The 23,506-nt window shown below is 63.6% G+C and carries 23 protein-coding genes; 9 read left to right on the top strand and 14 right to left on the bottom strand.

The genetic code is table 11. The annotated features are described in order from the left end of the window. Nucleotides 1-6: 6 nt before the first annotated feature. Together lptE and leuS are read right to left on the bottom strand one after the other, a co-directional pair. Nucleotides 7-489: an LPS assembly lipoprotein LptE gene (gene lptE / locus ACB031_RS05700; RefSeq protein WP_005298250.1), complete on the bottom strand. Its 483-nt coding sequence runs from the start codon at nucleotides 487-489 to the stop codon at nucleotides 7-9. A gap of 148 nt (nucleotides 490-637) precedes the next feature. Further along, nucleotides 638-3,217, bottom strand: coding sequence for a leucine--tRNA ligase (gene leuS, locus ACB031_RS05705; protein WP_139397224.1), 2,580 nt, complete (start codon nucleotides 3,215-3,217; stop codon nucleotides 638-640). Nucleotides 3,218-3,362: 145 nt separating this feature from the next. On the opposite strand from leuS, the gene ACB031_RS05710 reads away from it, so the two are divergent. Further along, on the top strand, nucleotides 3,363-3,851 hold the full coding sequence (locus ACB031_RS05710; protein ID WP_279451433.1) for a zinc ribbon-containing protein: 489 nt from the start codon (nucleotides 3,363-3,365) through the stop codon (nucleotides 3,849-3,851). 210 nt (nucleotides 3,852-4,061) lie between these two features. On the opposite strand, the gene lnt is transcribed toward ACB031_RS05710, so the two are convergent. The 5 genes from lnt to miaB all read right to left on the bottom strand — a co-directional run bounded on the left by lnt (nucleotide 4,062) and on the right by miaB (nucleotide 9,790). Next, nucleotides 4,062-5,558, bottom strand: a complete 1,497-nt coding sequence (gene lnt / locus ACB031_RS05715; protein WP_010633154.1) for an apolipoprotein N-acyltransferase — start codon at nucleotides 5,556-5,558, stop codon at nucleotides 4,062-4,064. 258 nt (nucleotides 5,559-5,816) lie between these two features. Next, nucleotides 5,817-6,701 carry a CNNM family magnesium/cobalt transport protein CorC gene (gene corC, locus ACB031_RS05720; protein WP_005298259.1) on the bottom strand — a complete coding sequence of 295 codons (885 nt, stop codon included), beginning with the start codon at nucleotides 6,699-6,701 and terminating at the stop codon, nucleotides 5,817-5,819. 95 nt (nucleotides 6,702-6,796) lie between these two features. Next, nucleotides 6,797-7,261 (bottom strand): rRNA maturation RNase YbeY, encoded by a 465-nt coding sequence (gene ybeY, locus ACB031_RS05725; protein ID WP_211052660.1) that lies wholly within the window; start codon nucleotides 7,259-7,261, stop codon nucleotides 6,797-6,799. Further along, nucleotides 7,258-8,301, bottom strand: coding sequence for a PhoH family protein (locus ACB031_RS05730; RefSeq protein WP_213343733.1), 1,044 nt, complete (start codon nucleotides 8,299-8,301; stop codon nucleotides 7,258-7,260). The genes ybeY and ACB031_RS05730 overlap by 4 nt, the downstream gene beginning before the upstream one ends. A gap of 55 nt (nucleotides 8,302-8,356) precedes the next feature. Beyond that, a complete protein-coding gene (gene miaB, locus ACB031_RS05735) occupies nucleotides 8,357-9,790 on the bottom strand; it encodes a tRNA (N6-isopentenyl adenosine(37)-C2)-methylthiotransferase MiaB (protein ID WP_005298264.1) in 1,434 nt (477 codons plus the stop codon). 267 nt (nucleotides 9,791-10,057) lie between these two features. Here miaB and ACB031_RS05740 point away from each other — a divergent pair, with 267 nt between their 5' ends. The 4 genes from ACB031_RS05740 (at nucleotide 10,058) to ACB031_RS05755 (ending at nucleotide 13,719) form a co-directional block, all read left to right on the top strand. After that, the gene (locus ACB031_RS05740) at nucleotides 10,058-11,221 is read left to right on the top strand and encodes an FAD-dependent monooxygenase (RefSeq protein ID WP_371139180.1); all 1,164 of its coding nucleotides are present in this window, start codon (nucleotides 10,058-10,060) and stop codon (nucleotides 11,219-11,221) included. 33 nt (nucleotides 11,222-11,254) lie between these two features. Then, nucleotides 11,255-11,821 carry an isochorismatase family cysteine hydrolase gene (locus ACB031_RS05745; protein ID WP_371139181.1) on the top strand — a complete coding sequence of 189 codons (567 nt, stop codon included), beginning with the start codon at nucleotides 11,255-11,257 and terminating at the stop codon, nucleotides 11,819-11,821. Between the two features lie 116 nt (nucleotides 11,822-11,937). Continuing rightward, nucleotides 11,938-12,600, top strand: a complete 663-nt coding sequence (locus tag ACB031_RS05750; RefSeq protein ID WP_371139182.1) for an excalibur calcium-binding domain-containing protein — start codon at nucleotides 11,938-11,940, stop codon at nucleotides 12,598-12,600. A 162-nt stretch (nucleotides 12,601-12,762) separates the two neighbouring features. Further along, nucleotides 12,763-13,719: a diguanylate cyclase gene (locus tag ACB031_RS05755; protein ID WP_371139183.1), complete on the top strand. Its 957-nt coding sequence runs from the start codon at nucleotides 12,763-12,765 to the stop codon at nucleotides 13,717-13,719. 57 nt (nucleotides 13,720-13,776) lie between these two features. On the opposite strand, the gene ACB031_RS05760 is transcribed toward ACB031_RS05755, so the two are convergent. After that, complete coding sequence (locus ACB031_RS05760; RefSeq protein ID WP_139725031.1) at nucleotides 13,777-14,685, bottom strand: LysR family transcriptional regulator; 909 nt, start codon at nucleotides 14,683-14,685, stop codon at nucleotides 13,777-13,779. A 116-nt stretch (nucleotides 14,686-14,801) separates the two neighbouring features. On the opposite strand from ACB031_RS05760, the gene ACB031_RS05765 reads away from it, so the two are divergent. Together ACB031_RS05765 and ACB031_RS05770 are read left to right on the top strand one after the other, a co-directional pair. Beyond that, entirely contained in the window at nucleotides 14,802-15,047 is a 246-nt protein-coding gene (locus tag ACB031_RS05765) for a hypothetical protein (RefSeq protein ID WP_017780557.1), read from the top strand. Then, nucleotides 15,044-15,694, top strand: coding sequence for an HAD-IA family hydrolase (locus ACB031_RS05770; protein ID WP_095592203.1), 651 nt, complete (start codon nucleotides 15,044-15,046; stop codon nucleotides 15,692-15,694). The genes ACB031_RS05765 and ACB031_RS05770 overlap by 4 nt, the downstream gene beginning before the upstream one ends. A 46-nt stretch (nucleotides 15,695-15,740) precedes the next feature. Here the strand turns inward: ACB031_RS05770 and ACB031_RS05775 are convergent, their stop codons facing one another. Continuing rightward, nucleotides 15,741-16,343, bottom strand: a complete 603-nt coding sequence (locus ACB031_RS05775; protein ID WP_017780555.1) for a nitroreductase family protein — start codon at nucleotides 16,341-16,343, stop codon at nucleotides 15,741-15,743. A gap of 288 nt (nucleotides 16,344-16,631) precedes the next feature. Between ACB031_RS05775 and ACB031_RS05780 the strand changes: the two genes are divergently transcribed. Continuing rightward, nucleotides 16,632-18,191, top strand: coding sequence for a diguanylate cyclase domain-containing protein (locus ACB031_RS05780; RefSeq protein ID WP_371139184.1), 1,560 nt, complete (start codon nucleotides 16,632-16,634; stop codon nucleotides 18,189-18,191). Nucleotides 18,192-18,400: 209 nt separating this feature from the next. After that, the gene (locus ACB031_RS05785; RefSeq protein ID WP_005298287.1) at nucleotides 18,401-18,868 is read left to right on the top strand and encodes a YMGG-like glycine zipper-containing protein; all 468 of its coding nucleotides are present in this window, start codon (nucleotides 18,401-18,403) and stop codon (nucleotides 18,866-18,868) included. Nucleotides 18,869-18,929: 61 nt separating this feature from the next. On the opposite strand, the gene ACB031_RS05790 is transcribed toward ACB031_RS05785, so the two are convergent. The 5 genes from ACB031_RS05790 to earP all read right to left on the bottom strand — a co-directional run bounded on the left by ACB031_RS05790 (nucleotide 18,930) and on the right by earP (nucleotide 23,412). Further along, the gene (locus ACB031_RS05790) at nucleotides 18,930-19,886 is read right to left on the bottom strand and encodes a D-2-hydroxyacid dehydrogenase (RefSeq protein ID WP_206220561.1); all 957 of its coding nucleotides are present in this window, start codon (nucleotides 19,884-19,886) and stop codon (nucleotides 18,930-18,932) included. A gap of 117 nt (nucleotides 19,887-20,003) precedes the next feature. Further along, nucleotides 20,004-20,756, bottom strand: coding sequence for a DUF3530 family protein (locus tag ACB031_RS05795; RefSeq protein ID WP_005298290.1), 753 nt, complete (start codon nucleotides 20,754-20,756; stop codon nucleotides 20,004-20,006). A 66-nt stretch (nucleotides 20,757-20,822) separates the two neighbouring features. Beyond that, entirely contained in the window at nucleotides 20,823-21,449 is a 627-nt protein-coding gene (locus ACB031_RS05800) for a DUF2238 domain-containing protein (protein WP_195878992.1), read from the bottom strand. A gap of 139 nt (nucleotides 21,450-21,588) precedes the next feature. Beyond that, a complete protein-coding gene (gene efp / locus ACB031_RS05805) occupies nucleotides 21,589-22,155 on the bottom strand; it encodes an elongation factor P (protein ID WP_005298294.1) in 567 nt (188 codons plus the stop codon). 45 nt (nucleotides 22,156-22,200) lie between these two features. Further along, a complete protein-coding gene (gene earP / locus ACB031_RS05810) occupies nucleotides 22,201-23,412 on the bottom strand; it encodes an elongation factor P maturation arginine rhamnosyltransferase EarP (protein WP_371139185.1) in 1,212 nt (403 codons plus the stop codon). Nucleotides 23,413-23,506 lie beyond the last annotated feature (94 nt).

Below are 23,506 nucleotides of genomic sequence, written 5' to 3' on the forward strand. Positions count from 1 at the left end.
GGCGCATCAGAATTTGACCTGACTGAGCTGGCGGATCACCAGGTTGGCGGCCTGCTCCTGCATCTCCTTGCCGAGCTGCTCCTGCTCGCGGGAGGAGGCGAGCGCCGCGTCCGGCTTGTTCAGGAAGCTGCGGTTGAAGGCGATGGGGAAGACCTGGGTCGGTTTGCCCGGCATGGAGACGGTGAACTGGGTGTTGTAGCCCAGCACGTACTCACGGGCCTGGCCGATGGAGTCGACGGAGGCGACCTGACTGGTGCTGCCGACGCCGGACAGGGTCAGCACCGGAATGCCCTCCTTGTCGGCGAGTTCGACGCCAGCGGCTTTGAGGCGGGTGGTGACCAGCCGGTAGAAGTCGCTCTTGTTGTCACCGACCACCTTCATGGTCATCAACTCGGGCGGGATGGCGGTGCCGCGCATCTGGAAGCCGCAGGCCTGCAGCAGCAGACCGGTCAGCAGGATGGCCATCCAGCGGGTGAGGGTGGTGCCCATAGAAAATCCTCTTTGCATGAAGTGAAGAGCGGCGGGCGCAGGGCCCGCCGTTATCATCCGTTTGCTGTGACCGCTTGGCAACCGCTCCGTTGGCGACGCAGTTGCGTCGACCCGAACCGGTACCCGGTTGCCAGTAAGCGATATGGTATCAGTTGGCTACGATGTTGAGCAGCTTGCCCGGCACGTAGATCACCTTGCGTACGGTCAGGCCGTCGGTGAACTTCTGTACCGAGGCATCGGCCATGGCCAGCTTCTCGACGTCGGCCTGGCTGATCTCGGCCGGCACGGTCAACTTGCCGCGCATCTTGCCGTTGATCTGCACCACCACCAGCTTCTCGGTCTCGACCATGGCGGCCTCGTCGGCCACCGGCCAGGCCGCGTGATCGATGTCGTCGCCCTTGCCCAGCATCTTCCACAGCTCGAAGCCGATGTGCGGGGTGATGGGGTAGAGCATGACCACCACAGCTTCCAGCGCTTCCTGCATCAGGGCGCGATCCTGAGCGTCGCTGCCCAGCTTGGCCAGGTTGTTCATCAGCTCCATGATGGCGGCGATGGCGGTGTTGAAGGTCTGACGGCGACCCACGTCGTCGCTCACCTTGGCGATGGTCTTGTGCAGCTCGCGGCGCACGGCTTTCTGGTCGCTGGTGAGGGCGGCCAGATCCAGCGCGGCAACGGCGCCACCGGAGACGTGCTCGAAGGTGATGCGCCACAGGCGGCGCAGGAAGCGCTGGGCACCTTCTACACCGGAGTCGGACCACTCCAGGGTCATCTCGGCCGGGGAAGCGAACATCATGAACAGACGCACGGTATCGGCGCCGTAACGCTCCACCATCAGCTGCGGGTCGATGCCGTTGTTCTTGGACTTGGACATCTTGGTCATGCCGGAGTGCATCACTTCACGGCCTTCGAGGTCGACCGCCTTGGTGATGCGACCCTTGTCGTCGCGCTCAACCTTGACGTCGAGCGGACTGACCCAGACATTGCCGCCCTTCTCGTCCTTGTAGTAGAAGGCGTCAGCCAGCACCATACCCTGGCAGAGCAGGCGCTTGAACGGCTCGTCGCTGTTCACCAGGCCCGCATCACGCAGCAGCTTGTGGAAGAAGCGGGCGTAGAGCAGGTGCATACAGGCGTGCTCGATGCCACCGATGTACTGGTCCACCGGCAGCCAGTGGTTGGCAGCAGCCGGATCCAGCATGCCCTTGTCGTAGTCCGGGGAGCAGTAGCGGGCGTAGTACCAGGAGGACTCCATAAAGGTGTCAAAAGTGTCAGTTTCCCGGAACGCTTCCTGGCCGTTGTAGGTGGTCTTGGCCCACTCGGCATCGGCCTTGATCGGGCTCTGGATGCCATCCATCACCACGTCTTCCGGCAGCAGCACCGGCAGCTGATCTTCCGGGGTCGGCACCACTGTGCCGTCAGCCAGGGTCAGCATGGGGATGGGGGCGCCCCAGTAGCGCTGACGGGAGACACCCCAGTCGCGCAGACGGTAGTTGACGGTGCGCTTGCCGTGGCCGAGGGCTTCCAGCTTGTTGGCGATGGCATCGAAAGCGCCCTGGAAGTCGAGGCCGTCGAACTCGCCGGAGTTGAACAGCACACCCTTCTCGGCGTAGGCGGCTTCGATCACGTTCGGCGCTTCACCGTCGGCCTGCTTGATGACCGGCTTGATCTCGAGGCCGTACTTGGTGGCGAATTCGTGGTCGCGCAGGTCGTGACCCGGTACTGCCATCACGGCGCCGGTGCCGTAGTTCATCAGCACGAAGTTGGCGACCCAGACCGGCACCTTGCGGCCATCCAGCGGGTGAATGGCGTAGAGGCCGGTGGCCATGCCCTTCTTCTCCATGGTGGCGAGCTCGGCTTCGGCCACCTTGGTGTTCTTGCACTCTTCGATAAAGGCGGCAAGCTCCGGATTGCTTTCGGCAGCCTGCAGCGCCAGTGGGTGGCCGGCGGCGATGCCGACATAGGTCACGCCCATGAAGGTGTCCGGACGGGTGGTGTAGACCTCGAGATGCTCAGTTTGACCCTCGATGGCGAAGCTGATGTTGACCCCTTCGGAGCGGCCAATCCAGTTGCGCTGCATGGTCTTGACCATCTCAGGCCAGCCTTCCAGGTTGTCGATGTCGTTGAGCAGCTCTTCGGCGTAGTCGGTGATCTTGATGAACCACTGGGGGATCTCTTTCTGCTCCACCGGGGTGTCACAGCGCCAGCAGCAGTTGTCGACAACCTGCTCGTTGGCCAGCACCGTCATGTCGTTCGGGCACCAGTTGACGGAGGAGGTCTTCTTGTAGACCAGACCCTTCTCGTAGAGCTTGGTGAAGAACCACTGCTCCCAGCGGTAGTAGTCCGGCTTGCAGGTGGCCAGCTCGCGATCCCAGTCATAACCCAGACCCAGCATCTTCAGCTGGTTCTTCATGTATTCGATGTTTTCGTAGGTCCAGGGGGCCGGCGCAGTGTTGTTCTTGATGGCGGCGTTTTCCGCCGGCAGGCCGAAGGCGTCCCAACCGATGGGTTGCAGCACGTTCTTGCCATTGAGGCGTTGATAACGGGAGATCACATCACCTATGGTGTAGTTGCGAACGTGCCCCATGTGTAGACGACCAGACGGATAGGGGAACATGGAGAGGCAGTAGAACTTTTCCTTGTCTACTTTCTCCACCGCCTTGAAGGTTTTCTTGGCATCCCAGTGCTTTTGCACTGCTGGTTCTATGGATTGGGGAACGTATTGCTCTTGCATTGGTGACATCCGGATCTGTGAAATGGATAGATAAATCAGCTGGGAAATCGCAATAGAATACCCATATCCTGCGGCGGCAACAACCGCCAGCGTCCCTCGGGCCTTAAGCCGGGCTCGATCAGGGTTCAGTAGAGGAGTAACGGCCATGGACAAACGTCAAAAAGGGTACGAAGCCTTCATTGCCGAACTGCAGAAGCAGTGGCAAGAGACAGAACAGTTCCAGGGGGAGCGCCTCAACCGGATGATCGCCAAGGTACAGGCCTATCTGGAGGCGGCCGGGGATCTGACCCAGGACGAGCTGGCGCTGATCGCCGAGTATGTGAAGCGGGATCTGGGCAACTATGACGAGGGGCGCAAGGATGAGCAGGTGGAGGAGTCCGCCTTCATGCTGGCGCTCAAGGACACCGCCTGGTCCTGGCTGGCGGACGTGACCGACCGCACCCAGGTGGAGTGGCAGGAGCTGGCGGACGAGCTGGAGCACAAGGGGGTCTACCGCGCCGGTGACTGGGTGGGGCTCGGGGTCTTGGTGTGCGATCACTGCGAGTGGCGCCATACCGTGCTGCACCCCGAGCAGCTAGGCTCCTGTCCCGAGTGCGGGGCCGATGAGTATCACCGTGAGCCGCTCTCGCCCTGAGAACCTGTCCACACTCTTACTGCGAGGCCGTGATCAAGGCTCATGTGCTGCTCGGACTCACGTATATCTATACGCTCCGGTTCCTGCGCGGATCTTCACCTTGCTGACGACCTCTCGTTGCAGAGCCTGAACAGGTTCTGAGCGGGTATCAGACTGAACAGAAGAGAGGCGCCCCTGGGCGCCTCTCTTGTTTATCTGCCTTGTGTTGCCTCAGCCCTTGCGCGCCCAGGGGTGGGCGCGGGGACGCAGCCACAGGGCCAGTGCCAGCAGGGCGGCGGCCAGACCGTACATGGGCCAGCTGCCAAAGCGCAGATAGGGAGTCACGCCGTGGGCGGGACGCACCTCGGTGCGCAGCACGCCAGCCTCGAACTGCGGGATCTGGGCGATGATGCTGCCGTCGATCTCGGTGACTATGGTGATGCCGGTGTTGGTGTCGCGCAGCAGCGGGCGGGCCAGCTCGAGGGCGCGCATGCGGGCGATCTCCATGTGCTGCCAGGGACCGATGCTGGTGCCGAACCAGGCGTCGTTGGAGACGGTCAGCAGGAAGTCGGTATCCGGCTGCACGTTGCGGCGCACCTCATCCGGGAAGATGATCTCGTAGCAGATGGCGGCGGCAAACTTGAGCCCCTTGGCGATCAGGTTCGGTTGCACCTCGTCCCCGCGACTGAAGGAGGACATGGGCAGGTTGAAGAAGGGAGCGATGGGGCGCAGCAGATCTTCAAACGGCACGAACTCGCCGATGGGCAGCAGGTGATATTTGTAGTAGCGGTTCTTGTGCTGGTAGTAGTAGGACTCCTTGCCCTCCGCATCCTGCACTCCCATGCCGAGCACGGTATTGAAGAAGCGCTGCTGCTCGAGATCGTAATGGATGATCCCCGCCAGCAGGCCGGTATCGTTCACCTTCATCGCCTTGTCCAGGCTCTCCAGGTAGTTGCCCATCTCCTTCTCGATGGCCGGGATGGCGGATTCCGGCCAGACGATGATGTCGGCATCCTGGTTCTCGCGGCTGAGATCCTGATACTTGCGCACCGTCGGCACCAGGGCCTCCGGATCCCACTTGAGGGACTGCTCGATATTGCCCTGCACCAGCGCCACCTTGACCGGTTCACCTCGGGTCACCCAGTTGAGCTGCATCAGCCCCTGGGCGGCGCCCACCAGAGCCACCGGCACCAGCAACCAGGCCGGCTTGCGGCTCTGCCAGAGCAGCCAGAGGGCGGAGGCGGTCAGCAACAGCGCGAGGGTGATGCCCTGCACGCCGAGGATGGGGGCAAAGCCCTTGAGGGGCCCGTCGATCTGGCTGTAGCCGAACCAGAGCCAGGGGAAGCCGGTCATCACCCAGCCACGCAGCCAGTCGGCCATCAGCCAGAGCGCCGGGAAGGCGAGCAGCCAGCGGCTCCAGTGACGTTCGCGGAAGAAACGGGCAAACAGCCAGCAGGCCAGGGTCGGATAGAGCGCCAGATAGGCCGACAGCCCGGCCAGCAGCACGAAGGCGACCGGCAGGGCGATGCCGCCGAACATGGTCATGCTGACGTGGATCCACCACAGCCCCGGCAAAAACAGCCCCATGGCGTAGCCAAAGCCGCGCCAGGCAGCCTGCTTGGGGGTGGCCTTGTCCAGCAGGGCATAGAGGCCGAGCAGGGACGGGATCACCAGCGGCCAGTAGTTGAAGGGGGAGAAGGCCAGCACGGCGATGGCGCCAGAGGCCATGGCAAACAGGCTGGTCAGAAGTTTCGATTTTGCGGGCTGTAATTTCACGGGCGATGAGGCTCGGATTGGACTGCTATGGGTTGAATGGCCGGTATCTTAACCCGTAAAGGCGGTCAACGGCGAGCCTCCCGGCCGACGGCCCGAAGCGAGGGGATAAAAGGGTGATGACGGGCCCGGTAGCCGGTGGGAAACAGGGGTTGTATGTGGTCAAACGAACAGCGCCCCGACGGGCGGGGCGCTGTTGACTCGAACCAGGGCTTATTGGGCCTCGGACTGGGCCGCGACATGATTGTCGGGGATCTTCACCTGCAGCTGCTGCAGACGACGCTTGTCGGCATGCATCACCTTGAACAGGTAGCCGTCCAGCTCGATCTCCTCGCCCTTCTTGGGAAGGTGGCTGAAGGCGTGCATCACCAGACCGCCGACGGTATCCACCTCTTCATCGCTGAACTGGGTGCCAAAGAAGTCGTTGAAATCCTCGATCTCGGTGAGGGCGCTCACCGAGAAGACCCGTTTGCTGATGCGGCGGATCTCGTCCGGCTCGTCTTCGATGTCGTCGAATTCGTCGTCGATCTCGCCGACGATGAGCTCAAGGATGTCCTCGATGGTCACCAGACCTGAGACGCCGCCGAACTCGTCCACCACGATGGCCATGTGGTAGCGTTCTTCGCGAAACTCCTTGAGCAGCCGGTCGACCCGCTTGCTCTCGGGCACGATCACCGTGGGGCGCAGGATATTCTCCAGTTGCAGCGGCTCGCTGGCGTGGTGGCCGCCGAACCCGAACGGCAGCAGATCCTTGGCGAGCAAGATGCCCTCCACGTGATCCTTGTCCTCGTTGATCACCGGGAAGCGGGAGTGGCCCGACTCGATGATCACCGGCAGGATCTCGTCCACCGGCTGGGACTTCTCGATGGTCACCATCTGGGAGCGGGGGATCATGATGTCGCGCACGCGCAGCTCGGCAATTTCGAGCACCCCCTCGATCATGTCCTTGGTGTCCTGATCGATGAGATCGCGCTCTTCGGCGTCGGCTATCACTTCCACCAAATCGTTGCGGTCTTTTGGCTCGCCCTGGAAGAGTTGGCTGAGTTTGTCGAGCCAGGTTTTCTTCGGCGAGCCGGTACTAGGGTGATCGTCGGTCATTTTCTCTCTTGGTTACTCGTATGAACACACTTGAAATCGTTGTGGCTATATGAGGATGGCCATCGGCTGTTTCAAGGCGATGACCATCCCGCGGTTTACTCTTCGTCGTTCAGATAAGGATCGGCGAAACCGAGCTCCTGCATGATGTCGCGCTCGAGCGCTTCCATCTCTTCGGCCTCGTCATCCTCGATATGGTCATAACCTAGCAGATGGAGACTGCCGTGCACAACCATATGGGCCCAGTGGGCCATCAGCGGCTTGCCCTGCTCAATGGCTTCGCGCTCCACCACCTGGCGGCAGATCACCAGATCGCCCAGCAGCAGCAGTTCCAGACCGGGCGGTGCCTCGAACGGGAAGGAGAGCACGTTGGTGGGCTTGTCCTTGCCGCGATAGGTGAGGTTGAGCTCGTTGCTCTCCGCCTCGTCGACGATGCGCACCGTCACTTCGGCCTCCTGCTGGAAGCCGAGAATGGTGCCGTCGAGCCAGCCCTGCAGCTGGGCCTCGCTCGGCAGGCCGTCGGTGCTGGCACTGGCCAGTTGCAGATCCAGGGTCACGCTCATTGGGCACTCTCTTTACTGGTGTGGGTGGCGATTTTGTCGGCCGCCTGTTTGGCATCGAACGCCTCGTAGGCCTGCACGATGCGGGCCACCACAGGGTGGCGCACCACGTCGGCGGACTGGAAGAAGTTGAACGACAGGCCGTCGACATTCTGCAGCACTTCCAGCGCGTGGCGCAGGCCCGACTTCTGGTTGCGGGGCAGGTCTATCTGGGTGATGTCACCGGTGACCACCGCCTTGGAGTTGAAGCCGATGCGGGTCAGGAACATCTTCATCTGCTCGGTGGTGGTGTTCTGGGCCTCGTCCAGGATGATGAAGGCGTCGTTGAGGGTGCGGCCGCGCATGTAGGCGAGCGGCGCCACTTCGATGATGTTGCGCTCCATCAGCTTCTCCACCCGCTCAAAGCCCAGCATCTCGAACAGGGCGTCGTAGAGCGGGCGCAGGTAAGGGTCCACCTTCTGGGAGAGATCGCCGGGCAGGAAGCCGAGCTTCTCGCCCGCTTCCACCGCCGGCCGGGTCAGCAGGATGCGACGGATCTCCTGGCGCTCCAGCGCATCCACCGCCGCCGCCACCGCCAGATAGGTCTTGCCTGTTCCTGCAGGGCCTATGCCGAAGCAGATGTCGTGGCGCACGATATTGGCGATGTACTGGGCCTGGTTGGGGCTGCGCGGCTTGATGAGGCCACGCTTGGTCTTGACCGTCACCTCCTTGCCGTAGGGGATGCTCGGCGCCGGCTCGTCATCCTGCTCCAGCACCCGCGACTCCAAAATGGCCAGATGGACCATGTCGGGGGTGATGTCGGTCACCTTGCCGCCCTTGAGCGGCTGGGTTTCCACATAGAGATGCTTGATGATGACGGCGGCCGCGTCCACCTGGGCTTGCTTGCCCAGCAGCTGGAAGTGGTTGTCGCGGTAGCTGATCTCGACGCCGAGGCGGCGCTCCAGCTGTTTGATGTTGTCATCGAACGGGCCGCACAGACTGGCGAGACGCTGGTTGTCGGCGGGTTCCAGATGCAGATTCAGGGTCGAGAGGTGTCGGCTCAAAGTGTCCTCGTCTTGACGCGACCCCATCCGGCCGGGGCCGGATGGGGTGAACAGATTAGTGGGGAGTGAAGGCGGCCACGCCCAGCTGGTCCGGTACGTTGTCCGGGCGGCGGGCCAGGATTTCGCTCGGGGCGGTGGCGATGCGCAGGTTCATCTCGTTCTCGCCGCGCAGGAATTTGCCGCGCAGGGAGTTGGGGCGCACCTCGGTGATCTCCACGTCGGCAAAGCCGCCGATCAGGGTGTGCGGGCCTTCGAAGTTGACCACCCGGTTGTTCTCGGTGCGGCCGCACAGCTGCATGGGGTCGAGCTTGGAGGGCCCTTCCACCAGGATGCGCTGGGTGGAGCCCAGCATGGCGCGACCAATCTGCATCGCCTGGTTGTTGATGACGTGCTGCAGGCGGCTCAGGCGGGCTTTCTTCACCTCCATGTCGACATCATCGGGCAGGTCGGCGGCCGGGGTACCGGGGCGCGGGCTGTAGATGAAGCTGAAGCTCATGTCGAAGTTGATATCCTCGATGAGTTTCATGGTGGCCTCGAAATCCTCGTCCGTCTCGTTCGGGAAGCCGACGATGAAGTCGGAACTGATGGTGATGTCGGGACGGGCGGCGCGCAGGCGGCGGATCTTGGACTTGTACTCCAGCACGGTGTGCGGGCGTTTCATCATGGTCAGGATGCGGTCGGAGCCACTCTGCACCGGCAGGTGCAGGAAGCTGACCACTTCCGGGGTGTCCTTGTAGACCTCGATGATGTCGTCGGTGAACTCGATGGGGTGGCTGGTGGTGTAGCGAATGCGGTCGATGCCGTCGATGGCGGCCACCAGTCGCAGCAGCTCGGCGAAGGTGCAGATGCCGCCGTCGAAGGTCGGGCCCCGGTAGGCGTTGACGTTCTGGCCGAGCAGGTTCACTTCGCGCACGCCCTGCTGGGCGAGCTGGGCAATTTCATAGAGCACGTCGTCGAGCGGACGGCTCACCTCCTCGCCGCGGGTGTAGGGCACCACGCAGAAGGAGCAGTATTTGGAGCAGCCTTCCATGATGGAGACGAAGGCGGTCGCCCCTTCGGCGCGCGGCTCGGGCAGGCTGTCGAACTTCTCGATTTCGGGAAAGGCGACGTCCACCTGGGCGCCACGTCCCTCCTGTACCTGCTTGATCATGGTGGGCAGGCGATGCAGGGTCTGCGGACCGAACACTATGTCCACATAGGGGGCGCGGGTGCGAATGTTGTCCCCCTCCTGGGAGGCGACACAGCCGCCCACGCCGATCACCAGACCGGGCTTGTTCGCTTTCAGTTTTTTCCAGCGTCCCAGCTGGTGGAACACCTTCTCCTGCGCCTTTTCGCGGATGGAGCAGGTGTTGAGCAGCAAGACGTCTGCCTCTTCAGGCTCTTCGGTCAGCGTGTAGCCATTGCTGGCATCCAACAGGTCGGCCATCTTGGACGAGTCGTACTCGTTCATCTGGCAGCCCCAGGTTTTAATGTGAAGTTTCTTGCTCATTGCTTCTCTTGACTTGTTTTGAATGCGGCATGGTCAAAGGACCGGGCATTTTACTCCGCAATCCGGAGACTGCCTAGCAAATATCCAGCCCGCCATGGCCGGAACGCAGCCGTAGCCGCCCCGAGAGTCATCGGCTTTCTCCTTGATTTGGCGCACTAATTCTCCACGGCCTTCACTGTTTCTCGGCGCCCCTTGCGTTATCATGTGACCATTCGGTCCGGCTGCGCTCTCCCCTTGCCCGGGCCCACCCCTTGCAGGAATCAAGTTATGGAACAGTGTGATATCGCCATCGTCGGGGCCGGCATGGTCGGCGCCGCCACCGCCTGTCTGCTGGCGGCGCAGGGCCTCTCCATCCGGGTCATCGAGACCCGGTTGCCGGAGCAGTACGCCCCCGAGCAGCCGCTGGATCTGCGGGTCTCCGCCATCAGTCAGGCTTCGGTGGCGCTGCTGGAGCAGGCCGGTGCCTGGCAACACCTGCAACAGATGCGGCTGTGCCCCTATCGCCGGTTGGAGACCTGGGAGCTGGATGGCTTCGCCACCCACTTCAACGCCGCCGACCTCGGCCTGCCCCAGCTCGGCTACATTATCGAGAACCGGCTGGTGCAGCTGGCGCTGCTCAGACGCATGGAAGATTTCCCCAACATCCAGACCCATACCCCGGCGGCGGTGACCAGCCTGCGCCAGGGCGCGGACGAGGCGGTGCTGACCCTGGATGATGGCAGCGAGCTGGCCGCCCGCTGGGTGCTGGCCTGCGATGGCGCCGAATCCCGCACCCGCCAGCTGGCCGGCATCGGGGTGTCGCGTTTTGAATACCGCCAGCACTGCATGCTGATCAACATCGACACCGACTTCGAGCAGGAAGACATCACCTGGCAACAGTTCACCCCGAGCGGCCCGCGCGCCTTCCTGCCGCTGCCGGGCCGGCACGGTTCCCTGGTCTGGTATGACAGTCCGGCCCGTATCCGGGCGCTGGCGGCCATGAGCAACGAGGGGCTGGCCGTCGAGGTGCGCCGCCACTTCCCGGCTCGCCTCGGTGGTTTTTCCGTGACCGGCAAGGGGAGTTTCCCGCTGGTGCGCCGTCACGCCAACGACTACCACGCCGGCCGGGTGGTGCTGCTGGGCGATGCCGCCCACACCATCAACCCGCTGGCGGGGCAGGGGGTCAACCTCGGCTTCAAGGATGTGGCCTGCTGGGCGGATCTGTTGCACAGTGCCGGTACCGAGTGGCACAAGCCCGAGCTGGCGATCCGCTATGAACGGCGGCGCCGCCCGGACAACCTGCTGATGCAGTCGGGGATGGATCTCTTCTACGGCGTCTTCAGCAACGAGATAGGCCCGCTCAAGCTGGCCCGCAACCTGGCCCTCAATCTGGCGGACAAGGCGGGCCCGCTCAAGGAGATGGCGCTACGCTATGCGCTGGGGCTGGTTTAAGGCGCGTGGCGCCATCATGAGGGAGGAGAGCCCATGAACAAGGCATTGCTGGTGATCGATTTCATCAACGACATCGCCCACCCGGACGGGCGCATTGCCGCCTCGGCGGCCCATGTGCTGGAGCAGGACGCCATCGCGCACGCCAACCAGGCGCTGGCCCATGCCCGCGCCCACGGCTGGCTGGTGGTGCAGATCAAGGTGGGCTTTGACCCGCACTATCTGCTGCAGCCCAAGGGCTCCCCCATGTTTGGCCGGGCCCACCAGTTCGGGGCGCTGTCGCTGGCCGACCCCGGCACCGACTTTCACCCTGATCTGGACGTGCAACCCGGCGATCTGGTGCTGACCAAGCACAGGGTCAGCCCCTTCTACGGCACGGCGCTGGAGCCGGCGCTACGGGCCAATCGCATCGAGCACCTCTATTTGTGCGGGGTGAGCACTGGCTGGGCCATTCAGGCGGCGGCGCGGGAGGGTCACGATCGGGATTACGCCATCACCATCCTGGAAGATGCCTGCGCGGCGGCGGATGCCAACGAGCACCACGCCTCGCTGCGTCTGCTCGGCCGCATCGCCGAGATCATCAAGGTGGCCCAGCTGGCCTGATCCCGGCGGCAGGCGGAGCTTGCTCACTGTTTTGACATTTTGTCTGCGGCCCCCTGTCGGGCCGCAGCCATTTTGGGCAACATGAAGCGAGCATCGATGGCCACAAGGATGGGGACATGCGTGATCAGGGACGGATCGTGCGCTGGAACGAGGCGCGCGGCTTTGGTTTTATCGCGCCCGAGCAGGGCGAGGGTGCCCCGAAAGGGGCCGAACTGTTCGTGCACATCTCGGCACTGAGGTGCGACGGCCTGCCGCCCATGGCGGGGGAGCGGGTCTCCTACCTGGTGGGGGCCGGCCAGGATGGCAAGCCCAGGGCCGAGCAGGTGTTTTTCCCCGAGCGTCCCCTGTCGCTGGCAGACGGCAATGAGAGTCGACCCACGCTGGCGGGTCGCCGCATGTCGGAGGGCAATCGCATCCCGGCGGGCCGCGGGCCTACCCCGCAGCACACACGTCCTCGCCCCGCCAACCGGCGCCGCAGCCACTGGCGCGGCAAGCTCATCCCGCTGCTGGTGCTGGTCGGGATCTTCTCCCTCTACTCCCGCTTCTCGGCCGAGTCGGTCTCACCTACCGCCACTTCCTCGTTCAGCCAGGCAGAGGTCGACCCCTCGGACCACCCGCAGCAGGCCGCCACCTTCGTCCGCCAGTGCGACGGTCGGCAGTACTGCTCCCAGATGACCTCCTGCGAGGAGGCGACCTGGTTTTTGCAAAACTGCCCCAATACCAGGATGGACGGCGAGGGCGACGGCATCCCCTGCGAGCGGCAGTGGTGTGGCCACTAGCGGGCTCGGGAGCCGACTCAAGTCGTTGATCATCTATCATTATCTTGCTGGTCGGGTCATGGCAGGTGTGGCCCCGGTCATTGGCAACACGCGGACGGGCCGGGATGGCTCCGGTTGCCGCGGCCATGCCGGGGACGTCGTTTTTGGGTGAGGAGTGCGGTCATGGCGGACTATTTTCAGGGCTCACTGTTTCACTTCTCCGATCGGGCGCAATACCTGGCCGCGCTGCTCAATTCGCTGGAGGAGCAGATCTCGGTGATCGACCGGGACGGCGTCATCCACTACACCAACCTCGCCTGGAATCGCTTTGCCGAGCAGAATGGCATGCCGGCAAGCTATGACTGGCTGGGGGTCAACTACTTGCGGGTGTGCGACAACTCGGTGGAGCCGCTGGCCCTGATGGCGGCGGAGGGGATCCGGCGGGTGCTGCGCCATGAACAGCAGCACTTTCATCTGGAGTACCCCTGTCACAGCCCGGACACCCAGCGCTGGTTCATGATGCGGGTCTCCGCCATCCCGGGTATCGAGGTCGAGTTCTACACCATCAGCCACATCAACGTCACGGAGCGCAAGCTGCAGGAGCTGGACATGGCCTACCTCTCCCTGCACGACCCGCTGACCGGGCTGGCCAACCGGCGACTGTTCAACAGCTTTTTGCACAACGAGTGGCGGCGCAGCATGCGCGAACAGACCCCGCTCTCCTTCATCATGCTGGATCTGGACAACTTCAAGCTGTGCAACGACCACTTCGGCCATCAGGTGGGGGATGACTTCTTGCAGCAGGTGGGTCGGCTGCTGAGCACCTTTTGCCAGCGAGCCACCGATCTGCCGAGCCGTTTCGGCGGCGACGAGTTTGCCCTGATCCTCGGCAACACCGGGGCAGAGGCCGCCGCCCGCATGGGGGAGGCCATTCGTCTCGGCATCGGCGAGCTGCTGATCCAGGGGGCGGACACCCTTAGGCTCAGCGCCAGCGTCGGCATCGCCACCCTGCTGCCGCAGCAGGCCCGCGTCTCGGAGGAGGAGCTGCTGAGCGCCGCCGACATGGCGCTCTATCTGGCCAAGCAGGGGGGCAAGAATCGTTGCCACAACGTCAGCTGCAGTGCCCTGCCATCCCCCTGATATCCCTCGTTTTATCCTGCCTGCGACCCTGCTCTCTATGAACGATTCTGCTTGCTGTTAACGCTGTGGCCCGGCCGGCTGCGGCTCGGGATGGGCGTCGACGACCAGTTGCAAGAAACGATCGCGGATCGGGTCGGCAAAGTCAGGGTTCCACACCAGGCTTATCTCCCACTCGGAGCAGGGGCCGGAGAGGGGATAGAGGGTGACGTCCCGGCCCGCGATGAAGCTGACGCTGCGCGGCAGGATGGCGTTGCCGATGCCGGCGGCCACCAGCGCCACCAGGGTCTGGATATCTTCTGCCTCCTGCACCATGCCGGTCAGCCGGTTGGCGCCGAGGAAGCTGGCGATCTGCTGGCTGAGGCCGGGGCAGCGGTGTCCCACCATCTGCAGCAATGGCTGGCTGGCCAAGGCTTGCTCGATGTCGAAGGCGGCCGGATCCGGCTGCGTCATCTGGGTCGGCACCGCCAGCACCAGCCGGTCGGTCAGCAACCTGTGCTCCCTAAGCTGCGGGGCCTGGGGCCGGCGCATGAAGCCGAGCTGCAGCTGGCCCGACAGCAGCCGCTCCTGCTGGATGGCGGAGGTCATGTCCTGCAGGTGCACCATCACATCGGGGGCCTGCTGTTTGAAGCGGGCCACCAGCGCCGGCGCCAGCGCAAAGCTCGACAGTCCGAAACCAATCTTGAGTCGTCCGGCAATGCCGCTGGCCAGCGCCAGGGCGTGGCGCTCAAAGCCCTTGCCATGCTCGACCAGCGCCCTGGCCTGGGTGAGCAGCTGGGTGCCGATGGCGGTCAGCTCGGCGCCGTGGCGCCCCCGGTTGAACAGGGTGCTGCCGAGGGTCTGTTCCAGCCCCTGGATCTGCTTGGTGAGCGCCGGCTGGGTGATGAACAGGCGGTTGGCGGCCTCCCGGTAGTTGGCGGTCTCCGCCAGGGTCACGAAGGCCTGCAGCTGTCTCAAATCGAATTTCATTCTGTTTGGTTATCGAAAGTGGCCATTTTGTGATTATAAATTATCTAACTGCCTTGTTCTAATAGACCTGAAGCGGGCCCTGTCGGCCCCGTCAGCTTGCTAACAAGGAGTCATTCATGCCTGCCGAACGCTATCTGTTTTTGATCAAGGGAGATCTGGTGCTGGCCCAGCCGCTGGCTGCACCGGAGACGGGGGAGCTGCTGACCAGCCTGTTGCAGCAGGGCTTTGCGGTGGGTCCGCTGCAAGTCTGGGCGAGCAATGCCGAGCAGGCGCTGGCCTGTTATGAGCAGGCAGCCCAGCGGCGGGCCTTCGGCGATATTCTGGCCGGGGCCGAACCCGCCGTGGCCGGAGCCGTTTCATGAGCATACTCACGCTGCGGGCCCGCGCCCTGCTGCTGGACATGGATGGCACCCTGGTGCACTCCACCGGCGAGGTGGAGACGGTGTGGCGGCTCTGGTGTCGCCGCCACCGGCTGGATCCCGAGCCCGTGCTGGCCATGTGCCACGGGGTGCGCTCGCGGGAGGTGATCCGCACCCTGGCTCCGCAGCTCGACCTGGCGCAGGAGGTGGCCCTGCTCGATGATCTCGAGATCCATCACACCGGCCAGGCCGAGGCCCTCGCCGGCGCCCGGACCCTGCTGGCAAGTCTGCCCGTCGAGCGCTGGGCGCTGGTGACCTCCGCCAGTCAGCGGGTGGCCAGGCATAGGCTGCGCAGCGCCGGTCTGCCGCTGCCCGCCCTGCTGGTGGGGGCCGAGGATGTGGAGTACGGCAAGCCGGATCCCGACCCCTATCTGCTGGCGGCCGAGCGTCTGGGGCTGGCTGCCGCCGATTGCCTGGTGTTTGAAGATGCGCCCGCCGGCATCAGCAGCGCCCTGCGGGCGGGTTGCCGGGTGGTACAGGTGGGGGGCAGGCAGCGGCTCAGTCCTGGTATCAGCGCCCTGATCCAGGACTGGCGCCAGGTGAGTGTGGTGGTGGAGGCTGAGGGTCTGCAGCTGACGCTGCTCACCTGACAACAAAAAGCCCCCGCGAGCGGGGGCCTGAGTGGCGATGTGACTATTACTTGAACACGCGAAAACGCACGGCGTCGTCCATGAAGGTCTTGTCACCGGCCGGTTGCTGGATGCTGCCAAAGGGCATCTGGGCGCGCAGCAGCCAGCTGGCGGGCAGGTTCCACTCCTTGCGCACCGCCTCGTCGATGAGCGGGTTGTAGTGCTGCAGGGAGGCGCCGATCTTCTCCTGGGCCAGAGTGGTCCAGACCGCAAACTGGGCGATGCCGGTAGCATGTTCCGACCAGATGGGGAAGTTGTCGGCGTAGAGGGCGAATTTTTGCTGCAGATCCTTGATGACGTCGGTGTCTTCGAAAAACAGCACTGTGCCGACACCTGCGCGGAAGCTGCCATTCACCTTGGCTTCGCTCTGGGCGTAGGCTTCCGGCGGCACTATCTTCTTCAGCTCTGCCTTGACGATATCCCACAGCTTGTGATGCTGGGCACCAAACAGGATGACGGCGCGGGAGCTCTGGGAGTTGAACGAGGAGGGACTGTGCTTGATGGCGTCCTGGATGAGGGCGGTCAGCTGCTCCGGCGTATGGGAAACCTGGTCACCCAGGGCATAGATGGTACGACGTACTTTGATCTGTTCGATAAACGGACTGCTCATAACATCTCCTTTGTTTGACGGGGAATCGTCTTCGGTGATCCTTGGCAAGGCCATCCGGCTCCGATTGCTCGAGTTGTAGACTATAACACCCTCTTGCGGGTTAGCCGTCAACGCACAGTGGTCACTGTTTTTACTTTTTGTTGATATACATATCTACCGTATGGATGAGCAGTATCACGTTTATGTGTTTTTTGTCAGTTAGCCGAAATCCGGCTGATATCAATCAATGAATAATTCCGTTTGAGCACCATAAAATTCTCGCATTCCAGTTTTTGTTGCGGAGTGTTGATGATCCAGTGGTTGGTTAGTCGGCGTTATTATCTGTTGACCTCGTTTACCCTCTTGTTGGGGGCCCTGATGCTGGTGGTCACCCTTATCCTGGCGATGGCCAGCTATCTGCGCAGCATCGACAAGACGGTGACCGGTTACGGTCACATGCTCTCCTCCCTCGAAGCGGCCCTGATCCACGAGCTGGTGCTGGCCAACCAGCGTCAGATCGCCGTGCTGGAGGCGTCGCTGGACAAGGCCGCCATCGCCCGCGGCGAGCCGGCCGACAACCCGCTCTGGGCCATTGCCCACCAGATCAAGCGCGACAGCCACTACATCTACTTCTATCACCCGCAGACGGATCGCCTCAGCAGCTACCCTGCCTGGCAGCAGCCGGTCGAGTATCGTGCCGTCAGCCGGCCCTGGTATCGGGCATTGTCGATGCCGGGGGCGGATCTCGTCTGGCTCGGCCCCTATCCGGCGTTCGACACCCAAAAGCCGATCCTGACCCTCATCAAGCGGGTAAAGGGGCTGGATGATCAACTGCTCGGCCTGCTGATGGTCGACATGTCCTTCAACACCATCGAACAGGCGTTGCAGCGGGCCATGGGCAGCAACCGGGCGGCCATCTACATCAGTGCGCGGGAGGACGGAAAGCTGGTGGTGGGCAGCAACATGGGGCTCTATCAGCCGTCAGCGGCCGAGCCGGGCGGTGCGGACAACGGGCTGGCGGTGATCTGGCACGGCAGCCACCTGCGCCGCGAGCTGGAGGATATCGACTGGGATCTCAACATCTATCTGCCGCCAAGGCTGTTTCATGACGACCTTGAAGAAGCCCTGCTGATGGTGGCGCTGCCGCTGCTCCTGCTGTTTGCCATCTGGTTTTGCAGCATCAACTTTCTGGTGCGGGTGTTCAATCAGGAGCAGGCGCTGGTGGCGGGCTCGCTGACCGGCATAGTGCGGGATCCGACCCAGGCCAAGAGACCCGGCCGGCTGAAGACCTGGTTCGTACACGACAGCCTCAGCGAGATAGATCAGGTGTGGGCGAGTTTTCTGCAGGGGCAGGATGCGCTGCTGCACGATCCCCTCACCGGCATCATGAACCGGCGGGCCTTCACCCAGCGTCGCGCCGAGCTGGAAGAGCGCGCGACACCCCACTGGCTGCTGCTGTTCGACGTGGATCACTTCAAGCGCATCAACGACAGCTGGGGGCATGCGGTGGGGGATGGCGTGCTCTGCCGGGTGGCCGAACTGCTGGTGACCGAGCTTGGCAGCGGCGGCGTCTTCCGGGTCGGGGGGGACGAATTTGCTGCCCTGCTGCCCTGGCCGCGCGGCGAGCTGGAGGCGGGGCTGACCCGGTTGCTGACCAGGGTGCGCAACCAGCGCTGGCGCGAGTTTCACGAGGCGGTGACCCTGAGTGTGGGCGGCGCCCACTGCCCGGAGGACGGGGCCTTGCTGTTCGAGCGGGCCGACGAGTGCCTCTACCGGAGCAAACGGCTGGGGCGCGACGGCTGGTCGCTGACGCAGTGGCCCCGGCCGGACGGAGATGCTGACAGATCCTGTCATATCGATCATGGGTGAGCGGGAGCGCCCTGCCCGGGGGGCCGGGTGACGTCCCCGCTGCTATTTCACAGCATCTGTTTTTTAGTAAGCAAATTCAAAAGGTTAATGACGATCTGTTCAACGCGGCAGGTCGTGCCTGGCCGGGTGTCGCTCTGCTGCGACAGTGGCGCCCTTTGCCGGGAATCGTATAGTTCGGGGAAATTAATCAGGTTTGACAGGAGTACCCCATGGAGATGAACAAGCACGGCATGCGCGCCCTGGCCCTGTTGGGCTCACTGCTGCTGGCCAGCGGTGCGGCGCAGGCGTCGGAGACCCTCAACACCATCCTGGGCGGCGGTGCGGGCGGCGTGGCCGGCACCATGATCGGCAAGGAGCTGGGCGGTGACACCGGCGCCCTGGTGGGGGCGGCACTGGGCGGAGCGGCCGGTGGCGCGGCCACGGCCAACAAGGGCAACAAGAATGAAGCGGCGCTGGGCGGGGCCGTCGGGGCGCTGGGCGGGGCCGCCATCGGCAAGAGCGTGGGCGGCAGCACGGGTCAACTGATCGGGGCCGGCGTCGGCGGGGCCAGCGGCTCTGCCATCGGGGCCAAGACCGGGGATGGCCACAAGAGCAACGATCGCTACTACGACGATGACCACAGGCACTACAAGAAACACAAGAAGCACAAGAAACACAGATGGCACGACGATGATTGATCGCAGCCAGCATTGAGAGAGGGGCCGACGGGCCCCTCTCTCGTTTTGGTCACCAGAGGGTTCACACCAGCCGGTGCTGGCGGCGCCCCTCGGCGAAGGCGTTGATGTTGTCGATCAGCTGATCGGCGAGGCGCTGCATCGACTCCTCGCTGGCCCAGGCCACGTGAGGGGTGAGGATGAAGTGGGGGTACTGCAGCGCCTTCATCAAGGGGTGGTCGGGGGGCGGCGGCTCGACGCTCGCCACGTCGAAACCGGCGCCGCCGAGGCGACCGTTGGCCAGCGCTAGCAGCAGGGCCTCCTCATCCACCAGACCGCCGCGGCCGACGTTGATCAGCAGGGCACCCGGCTTCATCAGCCCCAGCTCCCGCTCGCCGATGAGGTTGCGGGTATAGGGGGTGAGCGGGCAGTGCAGGCTGATGACGTCGGCGCTTTGCAGCAGCTCGTCCAGCGGCAGTCGATCCTCGTCGTGGCTGGCGCCGACCTGGCTCTGGGCGTAACGCACCTCCATGCCGATCCCCCTGGCCCGCTCGCCGAGGGCCTGGCCGAGGGTACCCTTGCCGATGATGCCGAGCCGCTTGCCGTGCAGATCCGTGATGTGGTGATCGAAGAAGCAGAACTGGCCGCTCTGCTGCCAGCGCCCCTCCAGCAGCGACTGGCGCCAGCAGAAGAGGTTGCGCGCCAGGGCCAGCATCAGCGCCATGGCGTGCTCCGGTACCGAGGGGCCCGAGTAGTTGCGGATGTTGCATACCCCGACGTTGGCGGCGCGGCACGCCTCCAGATCCACGTTGTCGCTGCCGGTGGCCGCCAGCGCGATGAGTCTGAGCTCCGGCAGCTGGGCCAGCTCGGCTGCGCCGATGCGCACCTTGTTGATGATGGCGATGCTGGCGTCTTTGAGCCGCGCCACTACCTGTTCGGGGGCCGTGCTCGGGTAGCTCTGCCAGTGATGGGGAAAGTCGGGGTGGCGCAGGGTGATGCCGGTATCCAGGGTATCGCTGTCGAGAAACACAATTTGCTGCATGAAGCCTCCTGCCGTTGAGGCGTCCATGATGCCAAACATCGGCGGCCGAGGGCCAGTTTGCTGCACCTCAAGGCCTTGGCAATCGCGCCGGATGTGAGACAGGCGGCATTTTTGGCGTCAGAGCCAGCCGAGGTGGGTGAGCCAGCCCTGGATCCGGGTTGGCGTTTCATCCAGCTCCAGCAGGGCGTAGGGGCGGTAGTTGAGCTTGTGGCTGCGGCGGCTCTCGCTTCTGCGCGCCTCGGCGGCCAGCAGCGGCCAGCGTCCGCCATCCTCCTGATAGAGGTCGAGGGTCGGCATGGTGGCCTGGGCGATCTCCTTGGCGAAGATCTGGTTGCTCTGCTGGTCGGGGAAGAAGCCGTCGAGCAGCACCAGCGCATCGGGGGCGGGCAGCTGTTCGCTGGCGATGAGGTTGGTGGCCCAGGCGGCGCCTGTGCCCTGTGCCAGTATCAGCTTGAAGCCCCCCTCCTGCAGCTTGGCGTCTCCCAGCTTGCTGATGCGGGTGGCAAACTGCTTGCGAAAGTCGTCGATGGCCTGCTGTTTCTTCTCGGCGGCGGGGTCAAATTCGGTTTGCTGCGGTGAGGGGAGCAGCAGCAGGGTGTCGAAGCCGAGCCGGCCGAGGGCCCGGGTCAGCTGCCACAGCTGGCCGCTGCGCTGCCAGTCGGGCAAGAGGATGGCGAGCCCCACGTAGCTGTCGCTGTCGTGCTTGGCAAACAGCACCGTCTGCTTGTCGATCTGGGTGCTGTTGGGCAGCCCCTGCCAGTCGCTGTTCTGCCAGTAGTCGAGCGGCGTGAGCGGTGTGCCCTCGCTGGCCTGCAAGGGGTTGCCTGCCAGCAGGGTCAGTAACAGCAGTGATAAGAACAGTCTGGCCATAGTGCGCTCCCCCGGTTATTCGGGTTAGCGGCACCAGGCCGGATTTCTGAAGGGGAAGTGGCAGCGCTAGCGTGACGGCCGCTTGAGGCTTGCCAGCCCGGCCAGCTGCCGGTCGTGCAGGGGGGAGAGCAGCAGCAGGGCGCTGACGGCGCCAATCAGGGCGAAGAACATGTCGGACTGGGTATCCCAGGGATCGCCCTGGGTGCCGAGAAACTCATCCGCCCCCTGACCGAGCGCAAGGGCCGCCCCCCACTCGATGAACTCGTAGGTGGCGCTGATGGCGAGCACCACGCAGACCACCAGAAACGCCAGCATGCGTCGGCCCTGCACATAATCTCCGCGCAGCAGGACCTCCCGGCCCACCAGGGCGGGCACGAAGCCCTGGAAGAAGTGGCCAATCTTGTCATAGGGGTTGCGACCGAGCTCAAGCCACTGCTGCAGTTCGAACCCGAGCGGGACACGGGCGTAGGTATAGGCGCCACCCAGCATCAGCACCATGGCGTGCAGGGTGATGCACAGATAGAGCAGGCTGGTGAGCGGAAAAGAGCGGTGCGTCAGGACAAGCAGCGGCATGGCGATGAGCACGGGCGCGACCTCCATCAGCCAGGTCGCCCTGTCATAGGGTTGCCAGCCGGAGAGGAGCAGCAGTAGCAGGGTCAACAGCAACAACAGCGCTTTGTGCAGGGATGTCATGGGGCGCTCCGAGGGATGGCAAAAGCCAGCATGTCCCATTTAGCCATGTTTGCGCCGCGAATACAGCCAGGGGGCCTATGCGCCCATAAAAAAAGCGAGCCGACGGCTCGCTTTTTTACCACTGATCCAAGGGGTCAACTTAGTTGACGCGACGCTTGAACTCACCGGTGCGGGTATCGATTTCGATCTTGTCACCGATCTCTACGAAGGCGGCAACGGCCAGCTCGTAGGTGGTGCCCTTCAGACGGGCAGGCTTGGTCACTTTACCGGAGGTGTCGCCACGGGCAGCCGGCTCGGTGTACTCAACTTCGCGCACGATGGTGGTCGGCAGCTCTACGGAGATGGCTTTCTCGTTGTAGAAAGTCACTTCACACAGATCTTCCATGCCGTCTACCAGGTAGTTCAGCGCGTCACCCAGGTTGTCTTTCTCGACGTCGTACTGGTTGTATTCGGTATCCATGAATACGTACAGCGGGTCGGAGTAGTAGGAGTAGGTGCACTCTTTACGTTCCAGCTGAACAACGTCCAGCTTGTCGTCGGCCTTGAAGACGGTCTCGGTGGCGCTGCCGTTCAGCAGGCCTTTCAGCTTCATTTTGACCACGGCGGAGTTACGGCCGGATTTGTTGAATTCAGCCTTCTGGACCACCATCGGCTCGGTGCCGATCATGACTACGTTACCAGCGCGGATTTCCTGTGCGGTTTTCATGTAAAAAATTCCTGTTCGTGAAACGGACGGATAAAAACTGCCAGATTATATACGGCTTTCTAAAAATTTCACCAACCTCGTGACGAGATCCCCGTCCTGGAGCAGCTTATGTGACCAGTGTCGCCCATGTTGCTGCCATATCGCGGCGTGACCCGGCCATTGGGCCCACCATTCGCGGGTATTTTCCCCCTGATTGAGGGCATGGCTGAAACCGCGCAGCCACTGGCCGGTGGCGGCGGGCAGCTCTGCCAGATAGTGGTCGAGAAAGCCGTCCAGTTTGACCATGTGCGCCTGCTCTTCCTGCGGGTAGATATGCCAGAGGAAGGGGCGGGCAGCCCACTGGGCCCGCACGAAGGAGTCTTCGCCGCGCACCAGGTTGAGATCGCAGCTCCATAGCAGCCGATCGTAACCGGCCTGATCGGTCATCGGCAGCAGCTTGATGGCGATGTTGCCCGAGCGCAGCAGCTCCCCCGCCCGGGCCGTGGGGACGGCATCTGCCAGCCCGGCGCCGGTGAGCACGTCGTTGAGGGAGCGCCCGAGCGGCAGCAGCAGGGTGACGGGGATGGCGCTCTGGCACCAGCTCTCGACCAGGCTGGTCAGGGCGGCGCTCTCGTAGGTAAAGAGGCTGACCCGCAGCTCGAGCTCCTGTTTGGGGGGCAGGCCCAGGCTCGCCCAGTAGGCGTTTAGTCCCGCTTCATCCTGTTGCCAGCGCTCGCGCTCGGCGATGAGACCGCGCTCGCACAAGAGGCCGCCGGTTCTGGCGGTGAAGCCCGGGAAGAAGAAGTATTTGTTGAGACTCAGGCTGCCGAGACTCTGGCTCTCGAGACGCTGGGGTGAGGCGAGGCCATGGCAATCCTCGACCCAGCTCTCGGCCGAGAGGTATTCGAGGTTGAGCCAGCAGGGGGGGCTTGGCTGGCTCGCCATCTGCGCGACGAAGGGGGCGGGCAGTTCACAGGCGAACGCCTCGATCACCACCCGGGCCGGGATGGTGTCCGCCGGCAGGGTCTCGTGCCAGTGCTGGATATGGATGCCGTCGACCCACTGGCTCTCCTGCGCCGGGTCGAGCCCAGGGCAGATGCGGGCGAAGCTCGCCAGATCGTCCACCCAGAGCCGCACCTGAACCTCACTCTCCTGCGCCGGGAGCGCTCCTTCCTGTTTCAACTGGCGGGCCAGCCGCCAGGTGACACCGATGTCACCGAAGTTGTCCACTACGCAGCAGAAGATGTCCCAGTCAAACGGGGGAAGCGGGCTTGTCATGTCGCGGGGTTCCAGATGCAAAAAACCGGTGCGCAGGGTAGCACACCGGTTGGCTGGCTTCTAACCGTCAGCGCATGACGGTGGCTGCGGCGAG

The sequence above is a fragment of the Aeromonas sp. S8(2024) genome, from assembly GCF_041403085.1.
Classification (GTDB): Bacteria; Pseudomonadota; Gammaproteobacteria; order Enterobacterales; family Aeromonadaceae; genus Aeromonas; species Aeromonas dhakensis.

Coding starts and splice junctions, on each gene's coding strand:
- miaB (WP_005298264.1), bottom strand. CDS start 9,790: ATGAGCAAGAAACTTCACATTAAAACCTGGGGCTGCCAGATGAACGAG.
- ACB031_RS05780 (WP_371139184.1), top strand. CDS start 16,632: ATGATCCAGTGGTTGGTTAGTCGGCGTTATTATCTGTTGACCTCGTTT.
- ACB031_RS05770 (WP_095592203.1), top strand. CDS start 15,044: ATGAGCATACTCACGCTGCGGGCCCGCGCCCTGCTGCTGGACATGGAT.
- ACB031_RS05775 (WP_017780555.1), bottom strand. CDS start 16,343: ATGAGCAGTCCGTTTATCGAACAGATCAAAGTACGTCGTACCATCTAT.
- ACB031_RS05765 (WP_017780557.1), top strand. CDS start 14,802: ATGCCTGCCGAACGCTATCTGTTTTTGATCAAGGGAGATCTGGTGCTG.
- ACB031_RS05755 (WP_371139183.1), top strand. CDS start 12,763: ATGGCGGACTATTTTCAGGGCTCACTGTTTCACTTCTCCGATCGGGCG.
- lptE (WP_005298250.1), bottom strand. CDS start 489: ATGGGCACCACCCTCACCCGCTGGATGGCCATCCTGCTGACCGGTCTG.
- ybeY (WP_211052660.1), bottom strand. CDS start 7,261: ATGAGCGTGACCCTGGATCTGCAACTGGCCAGTGCCAGCACCGACGGC.
- corC (WP_005298259.1), bottom strand. CDS start 6,701: ATGACCGACGATCACCCTAGTACCGGCTCGCCGAAGAAAACCTGGCTC.
- ACB031_RS05795 (WP_005298290.1), bottom strand. CDS start 20,756: ATGGCCAGACTGTTCTTATCACTGCTGTTACTGACCCTGCTGGCAGGC.
- efp (WP_005298294.1), bottom strand. CDS start 22,155: ATGAAAACCGCACAGGAAATCCGCGCTGGTAACGTAGTCATGATCGGC.
- ACB031_RS05800 (WP_195878992.1), bottom strand. CDS start 21,449: ATGACATCCCTGCACAAAGCGCTGTTGTTGCTGTTGACCCTGCTACTG.
- ACB031_RS05745 (WP_371139181.1), top strand. CDS start 11,255: ATGAACAAGGCATTGCTGGTGATCGATTTCATCAACGACATCGCCCAC.
- ACB031_RS05785 (WP_005298287.1), top strand. CDS start 18,401: ATGGAGATGAACAAGCACGGCATGCGCGCCCTGGCCCTGTTGGGCTCA.
- ACB031_RS05750 (WP_371139182.1), top strand. CDS start 11,938: ATGCGTGATCAGGGACGGATCGTGCGCTGGAACGAGGCGCGCGGCTTT.
- leuS (WP_139397224.1), bottom strand. CDS start 3,217: ATGCAAGAGCAATACGTTCCCCAATCCATAGAACCAGCAGTGCAAAAG.
- ACB031_RS05760 (WP_139725031.1), bottom strand. CDS start 14,685: ATGAAATTCGATTTGAGACAGCTGCAGGCCTTCGTGACCCTGGCGGAG.
- ACB031_RS05790 (WP_206220561.1), bottom strand. CDS start 19,886: ATGCAGCAAATTGTGTTTCTCGACAGCGATACCCTGGATACCGGCATC.
- ACB031_RS05740 (WP_371139180.1), top strand. CDS start 10,058: ATGGAACAGTGTGATATCGCCATCGTCGGGGCCGGCATGGTCGGCGCC.
- ACB031_RS05710 (WP_279451433.1), top strand. CDS start 3,363: ATGGACAAACGTCAAAAAGGGTACGAAGCCTTCATTGCCGAACTGCAG.
- earP (WP_371139185.1), bottom strand. CDS start 23,412: ATGACAAGCCCGCTTCCCCCGTTTGACTGGGACATCTTCTGCTGCGTA.
- lnt (WP_010633154.1), bottom strand. CDS start 5,558: ATGGCCTCTGGCGCCATCGCCGTGCTGGCCTTCTCCCCCTTCAACTAC.